Origin of the sequence: Nonomuraea sp. ZG12, from assembly GCF_052068115.1 — a bacterium.
Classification (GTDB): domain Bacteria; phylum Actinomycetota; class Actinomycetes; order Streptosporangiales; family Streptosporangiaceae; genus Nonomuraea.
Window position 1 is genome coordinate 449,783 of the sequence record NZ_JBQHCW010000004.1, and the last position, 14,597, is coordinate 464,379.

The window sequence follows — 14,597 nt, forward strand, 5'->3', positions numbered from 1 at the left end:
TTGTTAATCCAGCGCTCTGAAAAAGGCCTGGACGTCGGCGACCAGTGCCTCGGGCTGCTCCATGGCCGGGAAGTGGCCGCCCGTGGCGAACTCCGTCCAGTGCACGACGTGGTCGGTGCGCTCGGCCAGGCTCCGCACCGGCCGCACGTAGTCGTGGGCGAAGACGGCCACGCCCACCGGGATGGGCGACGGCTCCGGCATGGTCCACGCGTGCGCGAACTCCCAGTAGAGCTGCGCGGCGGAGTCAGACGTGTTCGTCAGCCAGTAGAGCGAGACGTTGGTGAGCAGCCGATCCCGGTCGACGCCCTTCTCGGTCCAGTCGTCGAACTTCTCCGCGATCCAGGCGAGCTGCCCGGCCGGCGAGTCCGCCAGCCCGAACGCCAGTGTGTGCGGCCGGGTCGACTGGATGGCCATGTATCCGCCCAGCTCGCCGGTGAACCGCTCCAGCCCTTCGAGCCTGGCCTGGTCGGACTCGCTCAGCCCGTCGAGCTCGCCCGGCTGCCCCGAGGGAAAGGTCATCAGGTAGTTCACGTGCACGCCGATCAGGTGCTCGGGGTCGGCGAAGCGCAGCTCCCTGGCCACACCCGAGCCCCAGTCGCCGCCCTGCGCGCCATAGCGCTCGTAGCCGAGCCGGGCCATCAGCGTGGCCCAGGTCCGGGCGATGCGCGCGAGCGTCCACCCGGTGCCGGCCAGCGGCGCGGAGAACCCGTAACCCGGCAGCGACGGAATGACCAGGTGGAAGGCGTCGGCCGGATCGCCGCCGTGCGCCCGCGGGTCGGTGAGCGGGCCGATCACGTCCAGGAACTCCACGACGGAGCTGGGCCAGCCGTGCGTGAGGATCAGCGGGGTCGCGTCGGGCTCGGGTGAGCGTACGTGCAGGAAATGGATGTCCTGGTGGTCGATGGTGGTGACGTACTGGGGGTGGGCGTTGAGCCGCGCCTCGTGCTCGCGCCAGTCGTAGCCGGTGGCCCAGTGGTCGGCGAGCTCGCGCAGCCGCGCGGCGGTCAGGCCGCGCTCGCCGCCCGCTCCCGGCGTCTGGACGGGCAGCCGGGTACGGCTCAGCCGCTCGCGCAGGTCATCGAGGTCGGCCTGGGAGATGTCGATGCGGAAGGTCCTCATGGACGGAACGTTCGCAGCGATAGCGGCAAGCTTCTTGCCGGGATGGCCGTGAGAATGGAGGAATGCTGGAGACCTCCGCACGGCTGCTGCGCCTGCTGACGCTGCTGCAGACCCGGCGCGACTGGACGGGCGCCGAGCTGGCGGCGCGGCTGCGGGTCAGCCCGCGCACCATCCGTTACGACATCGGCAAGCTGCGCGACCTCGGCTATCCGGTGCACGCCGCGCCGGGGGTGGCGGGCGGCTACCGGCTGGGCGCGGGGGCCGAGCTGCCGCCGCTCCTGCTCGACGACGACGAGGCCGTGGCCGTCGCCGTGGGGCTGCGCACCGCCGCCGGAGGCACGGTCGACGGCATCGAGGAGGCCTCGCTGCGCGCCCTGGCAAAGCTCGAACAGGTGCTGCCGTCCCGGCTGCGCCCGCGGGTGCGGGACCTGCACGGCCACACCGTCTCCCTCGCCACCGGCGGGCCCGCCGTCTCGGCCGACACCCTCACCGCCATCGCCGCCGCCTGCCGCGACCACCACCGGCTGCGCTTCGACTACCGCGCCCACGACGGCACCGACCGGGCCCGTGACGCCGAGCCGTACCGGCTGGTCCACACCGGGCGGCGCTGGTACCTCATCGCGTGGGATGTCGAGCGCGCCGCCTGGCGCACCTTCCGGGTCGACCGGATCACGCCGCGCGTGCCGTCAGGTCCCCGCTTCACGCCCCGCCCGTCGCCGCCGGCCGACGTGGTGCCCAAGGGCGTGGACACCGCCCTGTCCCGCTACCGCGCCACCGTGACCGTACGCGCCCCTGCCGACGTCATCACCGCCCGGGTCCCCGCCTCCGTCGTCGTCGAGCCGGTCGACGACACCAGCTGTCTGGTGCGCGCGGGCGCCGACACGCCGATGCGGCTGGCCCTCCACGTCCTCATGCTGGACGCGGACTTCCACGTCGAAGGCCCGCCGGAGCTGCTGGACGCGCTGCGCACCCTGTCGGTCCGGGCCGGGGGTTATCGGCTCCAACCTGGGGTAACAGCAACTCAGCAAGGGGGGAATCATGATCAAACAGCTCCACAAGATGGGCATTAAGTCAAATCACATGTACCTCGCTGGGATCGGGTCGATCGCCCTTTCCTTCGCCACGTGGTTCGCCTCGAAAGAGGGCGAACCAGCCGGGATCGACCGGGCCGACCGGTGGGGGATCTTCGTAGGCCAGTGGGCGCCGACCTTCTTCGCCATGGGGGTCGCGCTCCGCATCGAGGAGACCCACCAGGGCGAGGAGGACATGCCGGAAGGCATGCGCGGCGAGTCCACCCATCGCACCACCGACCGGATACGCGCCGGCACCGGCGTCTGACCACCACAAGCCCAGGCCGCAGGCCGCGTCAGGGGGACGCGTCCTGCGGCCTGTCATCTCGCCGGCCGTTGATACCGAGGATTTACTTCGGGCGGGTGACCGGGGCCACGGAGAGGAGGTGGTCCAAGCCTTTGAACTCCTTGGGATTGCAGGTATGGAGCGGGAGTTGGTTGGCGATGGCGACGCAGGCGATCATCAGGTCGGCGGTCCGAGGGCGCGGCTTCCTACCCGAGGCGATGACCGCGGTCCAGAGCTGGCCGTATTCACGGGCAGCCGTCTCATCGAAAGGCAGCGGATCGAACTCGGCTTCAGCGGCCTGAAGAATCTTCATTCGCTGTGCCAGTTCCTGGGGCCCTGAGGTCACTAGGACGCCGACCGACAACTCCGCGGTCGTGATGGCACTGATCATCAATTCATCAGGCATTTCGTCGGGTCGATACCAGCGCGCAGGATGAGGATGCGGTATCGAGCAGCCCCGCGACATGCGTCATCCTGCCCCTCCGCGAACTCGCCCCTGCCATAGGCGCGCTCGTAGGGATCATAGAACTCGTCGTTGACGTGCCGGTCCATGTCCCGCCGATAGTCGCGGTCATCCAAACGAGGCATACCGCGAGATACGGCCGCGAATTCGGCGCGAGAGACAGCGCGGCGTCGACGGTGAAGGGGAACGAGGTCACCGATATGGTGACCGTTTCTGGTGACGGCATACTGCTCGCCACGTTCCAGGCTGTCCATGATCTCAGCTGACCGATGACGCAGGTCACGCTGGGAGATCAGATGCGAAGGATCGTAGTCCGGAGTGCTCACACAGCGATTCTCACGCGTGCGTGCTACCCGGTGCCATGAGATAGCACCACTGCTCTCACCTCGAGTGCAACGCGGACAACCCGGCGCCGACGAGGCCGGCCCTCTCCCCCAGGACGGCCACCCGGATCAGGATGGCGCGCGACCCGGGAAGCGCCTCGGCGCGGAAGGTCCGGCGCATCGGGCCCAGCAGCAACGAGCCGAGTCCCGACACACCGCCGGCGATCACGATCACGTCCGGGTCCAGCAGGTTGGCCGCGCCCCCCAGCACACGCCCCAGGAGACCTCCGGCCGTCGTGATCGCGTGCAGGGCCTGCGACCGCCCCGACCGGGCCAGCGAGGCGATCTCTCTCAGTCCCGCCGCCTGCCCTGTCAACTCCCTGTACGAGCGCTCGATCGCCGGTCCTGACGCATGCGCCTCGACATGGTCGAACGCACCACAGGAGCACCTGCGCCCGGCGACGACCGGCGCCGGCACGTGACCGATGGCGCCTGCCGTCCCTGACCGGCCCGTCACCGTCACGCCGTCGGCCACCAGCGCGCCGCCGATGCCGGTGCCGACGGCGACCACGAGGCCGGTCCGCGCACCACGTGCGGCGCCGATGCGCGCCTCGGCCGTGCCCGCCGCGTGGCAGTCGTTGACCACCTCGGCGGGGATTCCCAGGCCGCGCTCGGCGATGCCCCGGACGTCGGTGCCCGCCCAGCCCCTCAACAGGTCGGTGGCCCCGGCGATGCGGCCGGCCGGGTCCACCACGCCCGCCGTCGCGATGCCGCACGCCACCACCCGGTCACCGCCGAGGTCGCGCAGCGGGCGGGCGCAGTCGAGCACGGCCGCCATGATCGCCTCGCCGCCTTCGGCCGCCGGGGTGGCCGTCCTGCGCCGCTCGTACAGCCGCCCCTCGGCGTCCACCAGCCCCGCCGCGATCTTGGTGCCACCGATGTCGACGGCCACCGCCAGCGGAGTCGTCATCGGGAGCCGGCCGGGGTCGCCGCCGTCAGCCGGGTGGTGATGGCGACCGGGTCGGTGATGGCGCCGCCTACCACGACGGCCCACGCGCCCGCCTCGAACGCCTGCCGTACCTGCTCCGCCGTGCGGTAACGGCCCTCGGCCACCACGCGGACGCCGCGCGCGGCCAGTGCTCCCACCAGGGCGATGTCCGGATCGTCGGGCGTGGGCAGCTGCCGGGCCGTGTATCCCGACAGGGTCGTCCCGATCACCTCGGCCCCCGCCTCCCACGCCGCCAGTCCCTCCTCCAGGGTGGAGACGTCGGCCATCACCCCGACGCCCAGCGACTCGTGGACGGCGGCGACCAGCGCTCCGGAGGCGGGCGACTCGTGGGTCAGGTCGATGGCGATCAGGTCGGCTCCGGCCGCCGCCAGGTCCTCGGCCAGGGCCAGCGTCGGCGTGATCAGGTGGCGGTGGGCGTACGGCATCTTGTGCAGGCCGATGATCGGCAGCGCGGTGCGCTGCCGGACGGCGCGGACGTCCTCGGCGGAGTTGATCCGCAGCGCGGAGGCGCCGCCGAGCTCGGCGCACCGCGCGAGCCGGGCGATGGTGGCCGCGTCCCTCAGCGGATGCCCCTCGGGCGCCTGACAGGAGACGACGAGCCCGCCGCCCATCCGTTCCAGCACGGAGACGGTCCCCATACATGCCCAATCTCAGAGACTTTGCCCGATTTCTCCAGAAATATGGAGAAATATGATGTGATTGGTATAGCCCAATTCCGATCGGCCGGTCAAGCGGGAGGCCCCATGACGGACGGTGACGTGGCGCGTGGCCCGGTCAAGTCCACCGAGCTCCGCCGGCACCTGCGCACGCTCCTGCGCGAACGACTCGCCCCGCACGACCGGCTGCCCACCGAGCGCAGCCTGGCCGAGGAGTTCTCGCTCAGCCGGCTCACCGTCAGGCGCGTGCTGGACGAGCTGGAGCTGGCGGGCCAGGTCTACCGCGTGCAGGGCTCGGGCACGTTCGTGAGCGAGCCGCGCATCGCCAAGTCCGTCGAGCTGACCTCCTTCAGCGAGGACATGCGCGCCCGGGGCCTGACCCCGGGCTCGCTCGCCGTCACCGTCGAACGGGTCCCCGCCGGGGCGGAGGTCGGCTACGCGCTGCGGATCAGCCCGTCGGAGGAGGTGCTGCGCGTCCGCCGGGTGCGCACCGCCGACGGCGAGCCGATCTGCCTGGAGGACGTCCGCCTGCCCACCGCCCTGGTGCCCGACGACCTGGGCGAGGCACTGCACGGCTCGCTGTACGAGGAGCTGAGCGGCCGGTACGGCCTCGTCCCCCACCGGGCGGAGCAGACGATCACGGCGACGGTGCTCGACCAGGACAGCGCGCGGGCCCTGAAGGCGCCGCCGTTCTCACCGGCGTTCCTGGTGCGGCGCACCACCTTCGACGCCCGTGGCCGGGCCTACGAGCAGGCCGGGTCGCTCTACCGAGGCGACCGCTACGCCTATGAGCTCACGATCTATCGGACCTGACCGCCGAACCGCCGCAACGGCTCCCCGGCCAGCCGGTAGCGGATCCAGTCGCCCTGCGGCTTCGCGCCGATGGACTCGTAGAAGTCGATCGCCGGGGTGTTCCAGTCGAGCACCGACCATTCCAGCCGCTCGTACCCTCGCTCGACGCTGATCCGGCCCAGCTCCGCCAGCAGCGCCTTGCCGTGCCCGCCGCCCCGGTGCTCGGGCCGCACGTAGAGGTCCTCCAGATAGAGGCCGCGCGTGCCGGTCCAGGTGGAGAAGGTGAGGAACCACAGCGCGAAGCCGACCACCTCGCCATCGCTCTCGGCGACGTGCGCGAAGACGGACGCCTGCTCCCCGAACAGGACCTCCCGCAGCTGCTCCTCGGTGACCTCCACCTCGTGCAGGGACTTCTCGTAGTCGGCCAGCTCGCGGATCAGCTTGTTGATCACGGACACGTCGTCAAGGGTGGCGTAGCGAATCATGCGCCACAGGTTAGATGACCCCTGAACCGGTTCCGGTCACAGCAGCAGGTTGACGACCAGCGTCAGCAGGATCGACAGCACGATGGACAGGATGATCATCGTCACGCAACCGGCCGCGCCGCCGAGCGGTCTGACGTCCCAGTTTCCGAAGCGCATGGCGTACGCCTACCCACGCCGGGCGAGGTCACCACCGGATACGCGAAACGCCCTCCGAGAGGATCCTCGGAGGGCGTTTCGTTTGGTAGCGGGGGAAGGATTTGAACCTACGACCTTCGGGTTATGAGCCCGACGAGCTACCGAACTGCTCTACCCCGCGTCGACTTCTCCTTAAATATAGCGCACTCCTGGACCGCACGAACCACGAAGCGACTAGACCTGCCGCAGGACGTGCAGCAGATACTCCTTGCGGCTGAGCGGGTCGTGGTCGGTCCGTGGCCGGGCGGGCACCTGGCCGCGAACCTCCTGGTAGTGGTCGAAGGCGCTTTCCAGGACGCCCTCGCCTCGGGTGAGCGACGGCAGCCGCTGCTCCAGCTCGTGCACCCTGGCCGCCGGGATGACCCCTTCCACCAGGTAGGACGCCCCCTGCGGCGTGGACGTCCCGGGGACGGCGCCGTGGCGGGCGAGCACGGGCAGCACCGTGCCGAACAGGTCCTCGGGCAGGTCCAGCCGGAAGCGGTGCATCGGCTCGTACACCCTGGTGCCGGCCCGCCTGAGCGCCTCCATCAGCACCAGCGGCGTCAGGTTGCGGAAGTCTCCCGCCGTGCTCGACATGCTCTTGTCGAACACCGCGTGCGCGTGGCTCTGCCGGGGCCAGTAGCCGGTGTGCGTGAGGATGACCGCGCAGTCGGTGACCCGCCACCCGTGCAGCCCCTGCAGCAGGGTCTCCCGGACGGTCTCCTCGACGGCCCTGATGAACGTGTACGGCATCGAGCCGAGCTCGACCTCCAGCCTGAAGTCCACGCCGGAGCCGGTCGGGGCCGGCTCGACGCGCAGCCCGACGGTGGCCAGGAACGGGTTGGGCGGCTTGGCGATGAACTCGGCCGCCGCGCCGGTGCCCGCGGGCCGTTCGACGTGGATGGTGGTCGTCTCGCGGAAGGTGACGTCGAGGCCGAACTCCTCGGCCAGCGTCGCCTGGATGACCTCCTTCTGCACCTCGCCGTACAGGGAGACGGACGTCTCCTGCCTGATGTCGTCCTGGCGCAGGTCGATCAGCGGGTCCTGCTCGGCGAGCTGGGAGAGCGCGACGTGCAGCGCGCCCTTGTCGGCGGGCCTGGCGGGAACGACGACGGTCTCCAGCGTCGGCGGGGCGAAGTGGCGGCCCCCGGCGGGCGCATCGGTGCGCGGCAGGCCGAGCTCGTCGCCGATCCTGATGTCGCCGAGTCCCCACAGCTTGCCGATCTGTCCCGCCTCGACCGAGGACGCCCGTACGGCCGCGCCCCGGTCGAAGACGCGGACGGCGGTGACCTTCCCTTCTTCGTCCCGGAACGGCACCTGGTCCCGCAGCCGGATCGTGCCGGCGAACATCCGCACGTAGGCGATCTTCTCTCCCGCGGGCCCGCGCTCGACCTTGAAGACGGTGCCCGAGGGCGGGCCGCCGGGGTCGCCCGCCACGCCGGGCAGCAGTTCCCTGATCCCCGCGATCAGCTCGGCGATCCCCGCCCCGGTGATCGCCGAGCCGAAGAGGATCGGGTGCACCAGCGCCCGCCGTGACTGCGCGGCGAGCTCGTTCCGGAGCTCGCGGGGCGAGATGGCCTCCGTGCCGTTCACGTACGCGGCCAGGAGGGCGTCGTCGTGGTCGGCGAGCACGCTCAGCAGGTCGTCGCCGGCGACGCCGCCGGGGAAGGGCAGGTAGCGGGCGTCGCGGGCGCCGAGGCCGGTGACCGACCCCATCGCGACGGCCGCCGGGGCCAGCCTGCCGCGGATGCTCCGCACGACGCGCTCGTCCTGGGCGCCACGGCGGTCGATCTTGTTCACGAAGATGAGCGTGGGGACGCGCAGCCGGCGCAGCGCGCGCATGAGCACACGGGTCTGCGCCTGTACGCCCTCCACGGCCGAGATGACGAGCACGGCGCCGTCGAGCACGTTCAGCACCCGCTCCACCTCGGCGATGAAGTCGGGGTGGCCGGGCGTGTCGATCAGGTTGACCGTCACGTCGTCGAGCGGGAAGGAGACGACGGCGGACTTGATGGTGATGCCGCGCCGGCGTTCGAGCTCCAGGGAGTCGGTCTGGGTGCTGCCCTCGTCGACGCTGCCGATCTCGTCGATGACCCCGGCGGCGTGCAGCAGCCGCTCGGTCAGACTTGTCTTACCGGCGTCGACATGCGCCAGGATTCCTAGGTTGAGCGATTTCACTAAGCGCCATGTCCTCTGAGTGGATGGTCATTCTCAGCTGGTCAGACATGAACGCTGCGCGCATCGCTGCTCCTCGGTCGATCGATGATGCTCCGGTAGTGCAACAGATGGACGTCCGCCGGGACAACGGGTTTTCGGCGGCCATGGGCGTCACCCCTGGCCGCCGGGCGCCTCAGTCGCCGTTGAGCACCGGCATGATCCAGTCCAGGGTGCCCGTACGCAGAGCCTCCTCGGCCAGGCGTTTACCCGTGGGGGTCCTGAGCGCGGCCAGGGAGCTGTCGATCCACGGCTGCACGTTCTGGTGCCCCTGCTCGCGATACTCGACCGCCTGGATCAGGCACTCCAGCTTGTCGGCGTCCCGCGCGCACACGGCCTCCAGGCTGGTCTTCTCCTCGTACTCGCCGACCGCGCCGCGCACCATCTCCGCCACCGGCGCGGGCAGGCCGCGCATCTGGTCCGCGGTGACCTCCTCGTTCGGGGCGGCCTTGAGATAGCGCTTGCCGATGTACGGGATGTCGGTGATGCGGGTCTCCTGGGTGTCGTGGAACAGGCTCATGAACGCCGCCCGTTCGGCGTTGGCGCCCTCCAGCTTGGCGATGACGCCGGCGATGACCGCCGTGCGGAAGGAGTGATCGGCGATGCTCTCCGGATCACGTACGCCCGCCACCAGCCACCCGGTGCGCTTGTACCGCTTGAGCAGCCCGAACTCGTACAGCACACCGGCCACTCCCGCCAGTTCGTCCGTCACGAAGATCCCCCCTTGGCCTCGTTACACCATTTCGCCAGCGTAGACGAGGTGTACCCACTGGACCGGGCACCGGACACCCATGTCCTGGGCTCACCTCGCCGCGCCGTCAACGTCCGCCGGCGGGCGCGAACCGCGCCTTCCACCGGCCGGTCAGCACGACCTCGTCCCAGTCCCGGGCGTAGCGCGGCAGCGGCAGGTCGGTGTAAACCATGACCAGCCGGTGCCCGCCCTCCGCCAGTTCCCGGACCCGGGTCGGCGTCCGGGAGGCGAACCCCTGGATGACGCCCTGCGACTCGCAGCCGAGCAGGTAGCCGATCTGCACGCCGGACTGGCCGTACACCAGGCAGGGCGGGCGCACCCCGAGCCGGCGCAGCTCCTCGGTGGCCCGCCCGATCGCCTGCCTGGTCTCCAGCGTGTTGCCCGCCATCTTGTACGCGTACGCGCCCTGGAGCGCGAGGTGGGCGAGAACTCCGGCGGCCATCACCCCCGCCACGGCCCCCCGCCACCGTCCGTCTCGTCCCAAGCCGTCTCGCCCCAGGCCGGTGGCGGCCACCGCGACGGGCAGCGCCAGCAGCGCGTAGGCCGGCATCAGGAAGCGCGGCGCCGCGTAGCCGACATAGAACAGGTACGGCAACGCCACCGCCAGGCCGGTCACCGCGGCCAGCACGACAGGTCCCGGCCGGTGCGCACGCCAGGCCACCCACACACCGAGGACGGCCGTCGCCGGGATGGCCAGCCACCACACCAGCGCGATGGGCGACACCTCCCCGCACCTCACCCCGAACCTGCACAGCGAGGGCCCGTCCAGCGCCTGGGCGTGCTCCAGCACGGAGACGGTCAGCCCGGTCAGGTTGGCCTCCTCCGCCGCCCGCAGCCGCTCGGCCACGCCGCCGAACCGCGTCAGCGCCTCCACCAGCCACTGCCCCCACCCCACGGCCAGCCCGGCGGCCATCGCCACCAGCCCGAGCAGGCGCCGCCGGTCGAAGGTGAGCAGCGCCGCCACGCCCAGCGGCACCGCGAGGAACAGCGAGTCCGACGGCCGCAGCAGCGACACCACGGCCAGCGACGCGCCCAGCCCGAACAGCGCCGCCCGGGAGCGGCCGAGCAGGGCGAGAAACCCGGTGGCCGCCACCGCGCCGAGCGCGACGTACAGGTTCGGCATGGCCTCGTTGCCGTAGAACAGGGACAGCCAGCACGCGCCGAACAGCAGCGCGGCCAGCGGCACCGAGCGGTCGGCGCGCACCCGCAGCCAGACGTAGTACGCGCCGAACAGGGCGAGCGAGGAGAGCAGCGTCAGGTACAGCCGCAGCGCGAACACCGAGTCCGTCACCGCCACCACCGGCGCGACCAGCAGCGGCACCCCGCGTGCCCGTGGCGCGCTGAAGACCGCGGGCGGCGCATGGCCGGCGTACTGGCTGGCGTAGACCGTCTCGTCCCAGCCGATGCCCATCCAGGGCGAGACGATCACCAGTTGCGCCACGCCGTACAGCACGCTGACCAGCGCGAGCAGGAGCACCGGGCCGGGCGCGGACCTCGGCCGGGCGACGGCGGCCGCGAGCACCCGTGGGCGGCGAGTGACGGTCATGATGGGCTCCGAAGATCGACGGAGCCGGGGTCATACCCTCGGCCTCCGCGCCTAAGACCTGGTCAAGCCCGGTTTTACGGCGTGCTGATCAAGACGCTGCCCGCTCGTTCCCTGGCATCGGTGTCTGGGACGCGACGATCCCGCGGAACGGCCGTCGAGCAGGCCCTGCCGAGCGGCGGCGTGGCTCATCCCCCGTCGCCACCTGATCGACATAATGAGAAGAACAGCCCGCTCAGCACAGGTGTCCCGGCCACGGCCGGCAGGAGGAAGAGATGCGTGCCCTCATGGGAATGGCACTCGTCGCCGCCCTCGCCATGGGTTCCGGTCCGGCGGCCGAGGCGCGCACGGAACCGGCGGCCACCGACGATCCGCCGCCGAAGGACTGGAAGAAGCTCACCTCCCTGCGGGTCCTGCCCGAGGCGCCGCGCCAGAACAACATCGTCCGCATCTTCGCGCACTGCCCCGTGACGGCCAACCACGCGATCATCGGCTCCACCGCCTTCGCCCTCAAGGGCTCTCGGCGGCTCTACCGGGAGGTGGGTCTGGGCCTCTCCGACCGGGGCCTGGGCCGGCGCGGCGCCGTCATCTCCTATTACGCGCTCCTGGGCCATCACGAGGTGCGGATGACGTGCGTGAAGGTCACCATCGACCCCAAGACCCGCTTCCGGAAGATCCGGGAGATCAGCCGGTGCACCGTTCCGCTTACCGTGCGCAGGTTCCGGCTCGGCCAGTTCACCTGAACCGCTCGGGCGGAGCCATCGGGATGATGCTGGTCAAGCCCGGTTTCACGGCGTGCTGATCAAGCGCTGCCCGCTCGTTCCCCTAGCATCGGTGTCTGATTCGCTCCCCGAGAAGAGAGAGGCCCGATGATCTTCATCACCGCGAAGTTCCGTGTCCGGCCGGAGTCCGCCGACCGGTTCGGCGAGATCACCGCCGAGTTCACCCGGGCGACCCGCGCCGAGCCCGGCTGCCTGTGGTTCGACTGGTCCCGCAGCCTCGACGACCCGGCCGAGTACGTCCTGGTCGAGGCCTTCCGTGACGCCGACGCCGGCGCGGCGCACGTACAGTCCGAGCACTTCCGCACCGCGCAGCGGACCCTGCCGGGCCACCTCGCCGAGACGCCGCGGATCGTCAACGCGACGATCCCGCAGGACGACTGGTCCCTGCTCGGCGAGATGGCGGTCGACTAGGCCCTATGAAGCGGCGGCGTCCAGGAGTCCCTGGACGCTGATCTTCTTCATGCCGAACATGGCCTTCATGACCCGCTCGGCCGCCGCCGGGTCCGACGTGCTCATCAGCTCGGGCAGGGCCTTCGGGATGATCTGCCACGACAGCCCGTACCTGTCCTTCAGCCAGCCGCAGGGCCCCTCCTCGCCGCCGTCGGCGAGCTTGGCCCACAGCTCGTCGACCTCCTCCTGCGTCTCGCAGTCCACGTACAGCGAGATCGCCTCGTTGAAGGTGAACTGGGGGCCGCCGTTGAGCGCGATGTGCTCCTGCCCGGCCAGCGTGAACGTCACGGTCATCGCCGCCTCGCCGGCGCGCTGCACGTGCACGATCTCGGAGTTCGGGAAGAGGGAGGTGTAGAAGGTCGCGGCCTCCTCGGCCTGGTTCTCGAACCACAGGTAGGTCTTGATCTTCTGCATGGTGATGTCCTTCACGCTCGCTGTCCGTTCTTTCACAGACGCGTCGTACGGCCTCCCACTGGATCGACACACGACCCAGAAGTTTTTTCAGGAGCCACGTTGCAGTAAATACTGCAATTACCGTAATAATAGGACCATGGACGATCTCGGCGAGAGCACGTACGTCCCCCAACCCGAAGGGAACCTGCACGTCATCACCCGCGGCGAGGCGGGCACACCGGTGGTCCTGCTCAGCGGCGCGGGCGTCGACAACGCCGTGCTCAGCTGGCGGCGCGCCATCCCCGCCCTGGCCGCCGAGCACCGCGTGTTCGCCCTCGACTGGCCCAAGCAGGGCGGCAGCAAGCCCTGGGCCGGCACCGCCGGCCACGAGCGGATGCTCGGCTGCGTCACGGCCGTGCTCGACCACTTCGGCCTCGACCAGGCCGCGCTCGTCGGTCTGTCCCAGGGCGGCGCGATCACCCTCGGCTACGCCGTCGAGCATCCGGAGCGCGTCTCACGCATCGTCGCCCTGGCTCCGGCGGGCGTCATCTCCTTCCCGCCCGTCGTCCATCAGCTGCTCTGGGTCACGGCCCAGTGGTCCCTGCTCAACCGGACGCTCCCGTCGCTCGTCTTCCGCAGCCGCGCCGCCTGCGCGTGGTTCGCCCGGCGCGCCCTCTTCGCCGGCGGCCACGTCGACGACTTCGACCAGATCGTGGACGAGTACCACGCCGACGTCCTGCGCAACGGCGCCGGCTCCTCCGACTGGCAGAACGGCTCGATCGGCTTGCGCCGGATGCGCGTCGACCTCCGCCCGGACCTGCCCAGGATCGCCTGCCCGGCGCTGTTCATCCAGGGCAGCGGCGATGTGGGCGTCAACCCGGAACACACCCGTGCCGCGGCGGAGGCCGTACCAGGAGCGAGGTTCGAGCTGATCGAGGGCGCGGGACACTGGGCGAACCGGCAGGCCCCAGAACGGATCAACACCCTCATCGCGGACTTTCTCCGGCAATCACCCGGCTCTCCGGCAACAATGGGATCATGACCGAGCCAACGAACGCCGAGCTCGACTTCGTCGACGACGTAGCGGCCTTCTTCACCGAGGAGGGCCTGCCGCACATCGCGGGACGGGTCGTCGGTTGGCTGCTCATCTGCGACCCGCCGGAGCAGAGCGCCGCCCAGCTCGCGGACGCCCTGCAGATCAGCCGCAGCTCCATCAGCTCCACGATGCGCCTGCTCACCCCGAGCGGCCTGGTGGAGGGCTTCCGCAAGCGCGGCGAGCGGCAGGAGTACTTCCGCATCGCCGCGGACGGCTGGAGCCGGATGCTCGCCTCCCGCTACGCCAAGACCTCGGCGTTCCGCGAAGTGACCGAACGCGGCCTCGCCGTCCTCGCCGACGCCGCCCCCGAACGCACCGCGCGCCTGGCCGGCGTCGCCGAGCTGTACCGCTTCCTCGAAGCCGAACTCCCCGCCCTCTGGCTCCGCTGGGAGCAGCACCGGGCGACCCTGACTCAGGACGAGCGCCCCGCGTAGTAGCGGCGCGACTTGTCGCGGCTGCCGCAGGTGGTCATGCTGCACCACCGGCGGCGACGGTTCTTGCTGACGTCCAGGAACACCCAGCAGCACGACGGGCACGAGCCGAGCCGATCCAGCGGCCCGTGCGTGAGCAGCTCGACCGCCGAGGCCGCGACCTCCCACAGCAGCACCCGCACCGTACGCGGCGCCCCCCAGGCCAGCCGGAAGACCCCGTCGGCCTCCTCCAGCCCGCCGTGGGCGACGCCGTCGCCGTACAGCGCGAGCACGGCGGAGAGATCCGGCCGCGGCGCCCTGTCCCCGTGCGCCAGCGCCTCGAACACCCGGAACACCGCCTCCCGCAGCCGCCGGGCCTCCGGCAGGGCCGCCGCGAGCCCGTCCAGGTCCTCGATCGGGCGCCCGGCCGCCGCGCTCCAGGTCATCGCCCCCTCCGGCGTGCCCAGCCAGTCGCGCCGGGCGACCGGACGGGCGTTGACCGTGTTGGCGAAGTCCAGGCAGAGCGCGTTCCCCACCAGCTCGATGTCTGTCATGCCTCCACTATCTCACCGATCAAAGAC

At 70.8% G+C, this 14,597-nt stretch carries 18 protein-coding genes and 1 tRNA gene; 7 read left to right on the forward strand and 12 right to left on the reverse strand.

Features of this window, described 5'->3' with window-relative positions; translation table 11 throughout:
- Positions 1-3: 3 nt before the first annotated feature.
- Positions 4-1,119, reverse strand: a complete 1,116-nt coding sequence (locus ACTMTF_RS16490) for an epoxide hydrolase family protein (protein ID WP_441111420.1) — start codon at positions 1,117-1,119, stop codon at positions 4-6.
- A gap of 62 nt (positions 1,120-1,181) precedes the next feature.
- On the opposite strand from ACTMTF_RS16490, the gene ACTMTF_RS16495 reads away from it, so the two are divergent.
- Both ACTMTF_RS16495 and ACTMTF_RS16500 read left to right on the forward strand, forming a co-directional pair.
- Positions 1,182-2,189 (forward strand): helix-turn-helix transcriptional regulator, encoded by a 1,008-nt coding sequence (locus ACTMTF_RS16495; protein WP_441111421.1) that lies wholly within the window; start codon positions 1,182-1,184, stop codon positions 2,187-2,189.
- A gap of 10 nt (positions 2,190-2,199) precedes the next feature.
- The gene (locus ACTMTF_RS16500) at positions 2,200-2,457 is read left to right on the forward strand and encodes a hypothetical protein (RefSeq protein ID WP_397002939.1); all 258 of its coding nucleotides are present in this window, start codon (positions 2,200-2,202) and stop codon (positions 2,455-2,457) included.
- Between the two features lie 82 nt (positions 2,458-2,539).
- On the opposite strand, the gene ACTMTF_RS16505 is transcribed toward ACTMTF_RS16500, so the two are convergent.
- Genes ACTMTF_RS16505 through ACTMTF_RS16520 form a run of 4 tightly spaced genes read right to left on the reverse strand, consistent with a single transcriptional unit; the run spans position 2,540 to position 4,908 of the window.
- On the reverse strand, positions 2,540-2,866 hold the full coding sequence (locus ACTMTF_RS16505; protein WP_441111422.1) for a type II toxin-antitoxin system VapC family toxin: 327 nt from the start codon (positions 2,864-2,866) through the stop codon (positions 2,540-2,542).
- On the reverse strand, positions 2,866-3,264 hold the full coding sequence (locus ACTMTF_RS16510) for a type II toxin-antitoxin system Phd/YefM family antitoxin (protein WP_441111423.1): 399 nt from the start codon (positions 3,262-3,264) through the stop codon (positions 2,866-2,868). Before ACTMTF_RS16510 ends, ACTMTF_RS16505 begins: the two co-directional genes overlap by 1 nt.
- 55 nt (positions 3,265-3,319) lie before the next feature.
- Positions 3,320-4,231, reverse strand: coding sequence for an ROK family protein (locus ACTMTF_RS16515; protein ID WP_441111424.1), 912 nt, complete (start codon positions 4,229-4,231; stop codon positions 3,320-3,322).
- The gene (locus ACTMTF_RS16520; protein ID WP_441111425.1) at positions 4,228-4,908 is read right to left on the reverse strand and encodes an N-acetylmannosamine-6-phosphate 2-epimerase; all 681 of its coding nucleotides are present in this window, start codon (positions 4,906-4,908) and stop codon (positions 4,228-4,230) included. The genes ACTMTF_RS16515 and ACTMTF_RS16520 overlap by 4 nt, the downstream gene beginning before the upstream one ends.
- 105 nt (positions 4,909-5,013) lie before the next feature.
- Here ACTMTF_RS16520 and ACTMTF_RS16525 point away from each other — a divergent pair, with 105 nt between their 5' ends.
- The gene (locus tag ACTMTF_RS16525) at positions 5,014-5,739 is read left to right on the forward strand and encodes a GntR family transcriptional regulator (protein WP_441111426.1); all 726 of its coding nucleotides are present in this window, start codon (positions 5,014-5,016) and stop codon (positions 5,737-5,739) included.
- On the opposite strand, the gene ACTMTF_RS16530 is transcribed toward ACTMTF_RS16525, so the two are convergent.
- From ACTMTF_RS16530 to ACTMTF_RS16550, 5 genes are all read right to left on the reverse strand, one after another.
- Positions 5,727-6,203, reverse strand: a complete 477-nt coding sequence (locus ACTMTF_RS16530) for an N-acetyltransferase family protein (protein ID WP_441111427.1) — start codon at positions 6,201-6,203, stop codon at positions 5,727-5,729. The genes ACTMTF_RS16525 and ACTMTF_RS16530 overlap by 13 nt on opposite strands.
- Positions 6,204-6,442: 239 nt before the next feature.
- Positions 6,443-6,519 (reverse strand) — tRNA-Met (locus ACTMTF_RS16535).
- Positions 6,520-6,572: 53 nt separating this feature from the next.
- The gene (locus ACTMTF_RS16540) at positions 6,573-8,555 is read right to left on the reverse strand and encodes a GTP-binding protein (protein WP_441111428.1); all 1,983 of its coding nucleotides are present in this window, start codon (positions 8,553-8,555) and stop codon (positions 6,573-6,575) included.
- A gap of 172 nt (positions 8,556-8,727) precedes the next feature.
- Entirely contained in the window at positions 8,728-9,303 is a 576-nt protein-coding gene (locus ACTMTF_RS16545; RefSeq protein WP_441111429.1) for an HD domain-containing protein, read from the reverse strand.
- 106 nt (positions 9,304-9,409) lie between these two features.
- Positions 9,410-10,888, reverse strand: coding sequence for a hypothetical protein (locus ACTMTF_RS16550; protein ID WP_441111430.1), 1,479 nt, complete (start codon positions 10,886-10,888; stop codon positions 9,410-9,412).
- A gap of 272 nt (positions 10,889-11,160) precedes the next feature.
- Here ACTMTF_RS16550 and ACTMTF_RS16555 point away from each other — a divergent pair, with 272 nt between their 5' ends.
- A complete protein-coding gene (locus ACTMTF_RS16555) occupies positions 11,161-11,628 on the forward strand; it encodes a hypothetical protein (RefSeq protein ID WP_441111431.1) in 468 nt (155 codons plus the stop codon).
- A gap of 126 nt (positions 11,629-11,754) precedes the next feature.
- Positions 11,755-12,078, forward strand: a complete 324-nt coding sequence (locus ACTMTF_RS16560) for a putative quinol monooxygenase (RefSeq protein ID WP_397002960.1) — start codon at positions 11,755-11,757, stop codon at positions 12,076-12,078.
- A 3-nt stretch (positions 12,079-12,081) separates the two neighbouring features.
- Here ACTMTF_RS16560 and ACTMTF_RS16565 read toward each other — a convergent pair whose 3' ends face one another.
- Positions 12,082-12,567, reverse strand: coding sequence for a VOC family protein (locus tag ACTMTF_RS16565; RefSeq protein ID WP_441111432.1), 486 nt, complete (start codon positions 12,565-12,567; stop codon positions 12,082-12,084).
- A 100-nt stretch (positions 12,568-12,667) separates the two neighbouring features.
- Here ACTMTF_RS16565 and ACTMTF_RS16570 point away from each other — a divergent pair, with 100 nt between their 5' ends.
- Both ACTMTF_RS16570 and ACTMTF_RS16575 read left to right on the forward strand, forming a co-directional pair.
- A complete protein-coding gene (locus tag ACTMTF_RS16570) occupies positions 12,668-13,552 on the forward strand; it encodes an alpha/beta fold hydrolase (RefSeq protein ID WP_441111433.1) in 885 nt (294 codons plus the stop codon).
- Positions 13,549-14,040, forward strand: coding sequence for a GbsR/MarR family transcriptional regulator (locus ACTMTF_RS16575; RefSeq protein WP_441111434.1), 492 nt, complete (start codon positions 13,549-13,551; stop codon positions 14,038-14,040). Before ACTMTF_RS16570 ends, ACTMTF_RS16575 begins: the two co-directional genes overlap by 4 nt.
- Here ACTMTF_RS16575 and ACTMTF_RS16580 read toward each other — a convergent pair.
- The gene (locus ACTMTF_RS16580; RefSeq protein WP_441111435.1) at positions 14,019-14,570 is read right to left on the reverse strand and encodes a CGNR zinc finger domain-containing protein; all 552 of its coding nucleotides are present in this window, start codon (positions 14,568-14,570) and stop codon (positions 14,019-14,021) included. The genes ACTMTF_RS16575 and ACTMTF_RS16580 overlap by 22 nt on opposite strands.
- Positions 14,571-14,597 lie beyond the last annotated feature (27 nt).

Bases quoted from the DNA above. Each gene is read 5' to 3' on its own strand.
- ACTMTF_RS16490 (WP_441111420.1), bottom strand. From the start codon at position 1,119: ATGAGGACCTTCCGCATCGACATCTCCCAGGCCGACCTCGATGACCTG.
- ACTMTF_RS16495 (WP_441111421.1), top strand. From the start codon at position 1,182: ATGCTGGAGACCTCCGCACGGCTGCTGCGCCTGCTGACGCTGCTGCAG.
- ACTMTF_RS16500 (WP_397002939.1), top strand. From the start codon at position 2,200: ATGTACCTCGCTGGGATCGGGTCGATCGCCCTTTCCTTCGCCACGTGG.
- ACTMTF_RS16505 (WP_441111422.1), bottom strand. From the start codon at position 2,866: ATGATCAGTGCCATCACGACCGCGGAGTTGTCGGTCGGCGTCCTAGTG.
- ACTMTF_RS16515 (WP_441111424.1), bottom strand. From the start codon at position 4,231: ATGACGACTCCGCTGGCGGTGGCCGTCGACATCGGTGGCACCAAGATC.
- ACTMTF_RS16520 (WP_441111425.1), bottom strand. From the start codon at position 4,908: ATGGGGACCGTCTCCGTGCTGGAACGGATGGGCGGCGGGCTCGTCGTC.
- ACTMTF_RS16525 (WP_441111426.1), top strand. From the start codon at position 5,014: ATGACGGACGGTGACGTGGCGCGTGGCCCGGTCAAGTCCACCGAGCTC.
- ACTMTF_RS16530 (WP_441111427.1), bottom strand. From the start codon at position 6,203: ATGATTCGCTACGCCACCCTTGACGACGTGTCCGTGATCAACAAGCTG.
- ACTMTF_RS16550 (WP_441111430.1), bottom strand. From the start codon at position 10,888: ATGACCGTCACTCGCCGCCCACGGGTGCTCGCGGCCGCCGTCGCCCGG.
- ACTMTF_RS16555 (WP_441111431.1), top strand. From the start codon at position 11,161: ATGCGTGCCCTCATGGGAATGGCACTCGTCGCCGCCCTCGCCATGGGT.
- ACTMTF_RS16560 (WP_397002960.1), top strand. From the start codon at position 11,755: ATGATCTTCATCACCGCGAAGTTCCGTGTCCGGCCGGAGTCCGCCGAC.
- ACTMTF_RS16570 (WP_441111433.1), top strand. From the start codon at position 12,668: ATGGACGATCTCGGCGAGAGCACGTACGTCCCCCAACCCGAAGGGAAC.
- ACTMTF_RS16575 (WP_441111434.1), top strand. From the start codon at position 13,549: ATGACCGAGCCAACGAACGCCGAGCTCGACTTCGTCGACGACGTAGCG.
- ACTMTF_RS16580 (WP_441111435.1), bottom strand. From the start codon at position 14,570: ATGACAGACATCGAGCTGGTGGGGAACGCGCTCTGCCTGGACTTCGCC.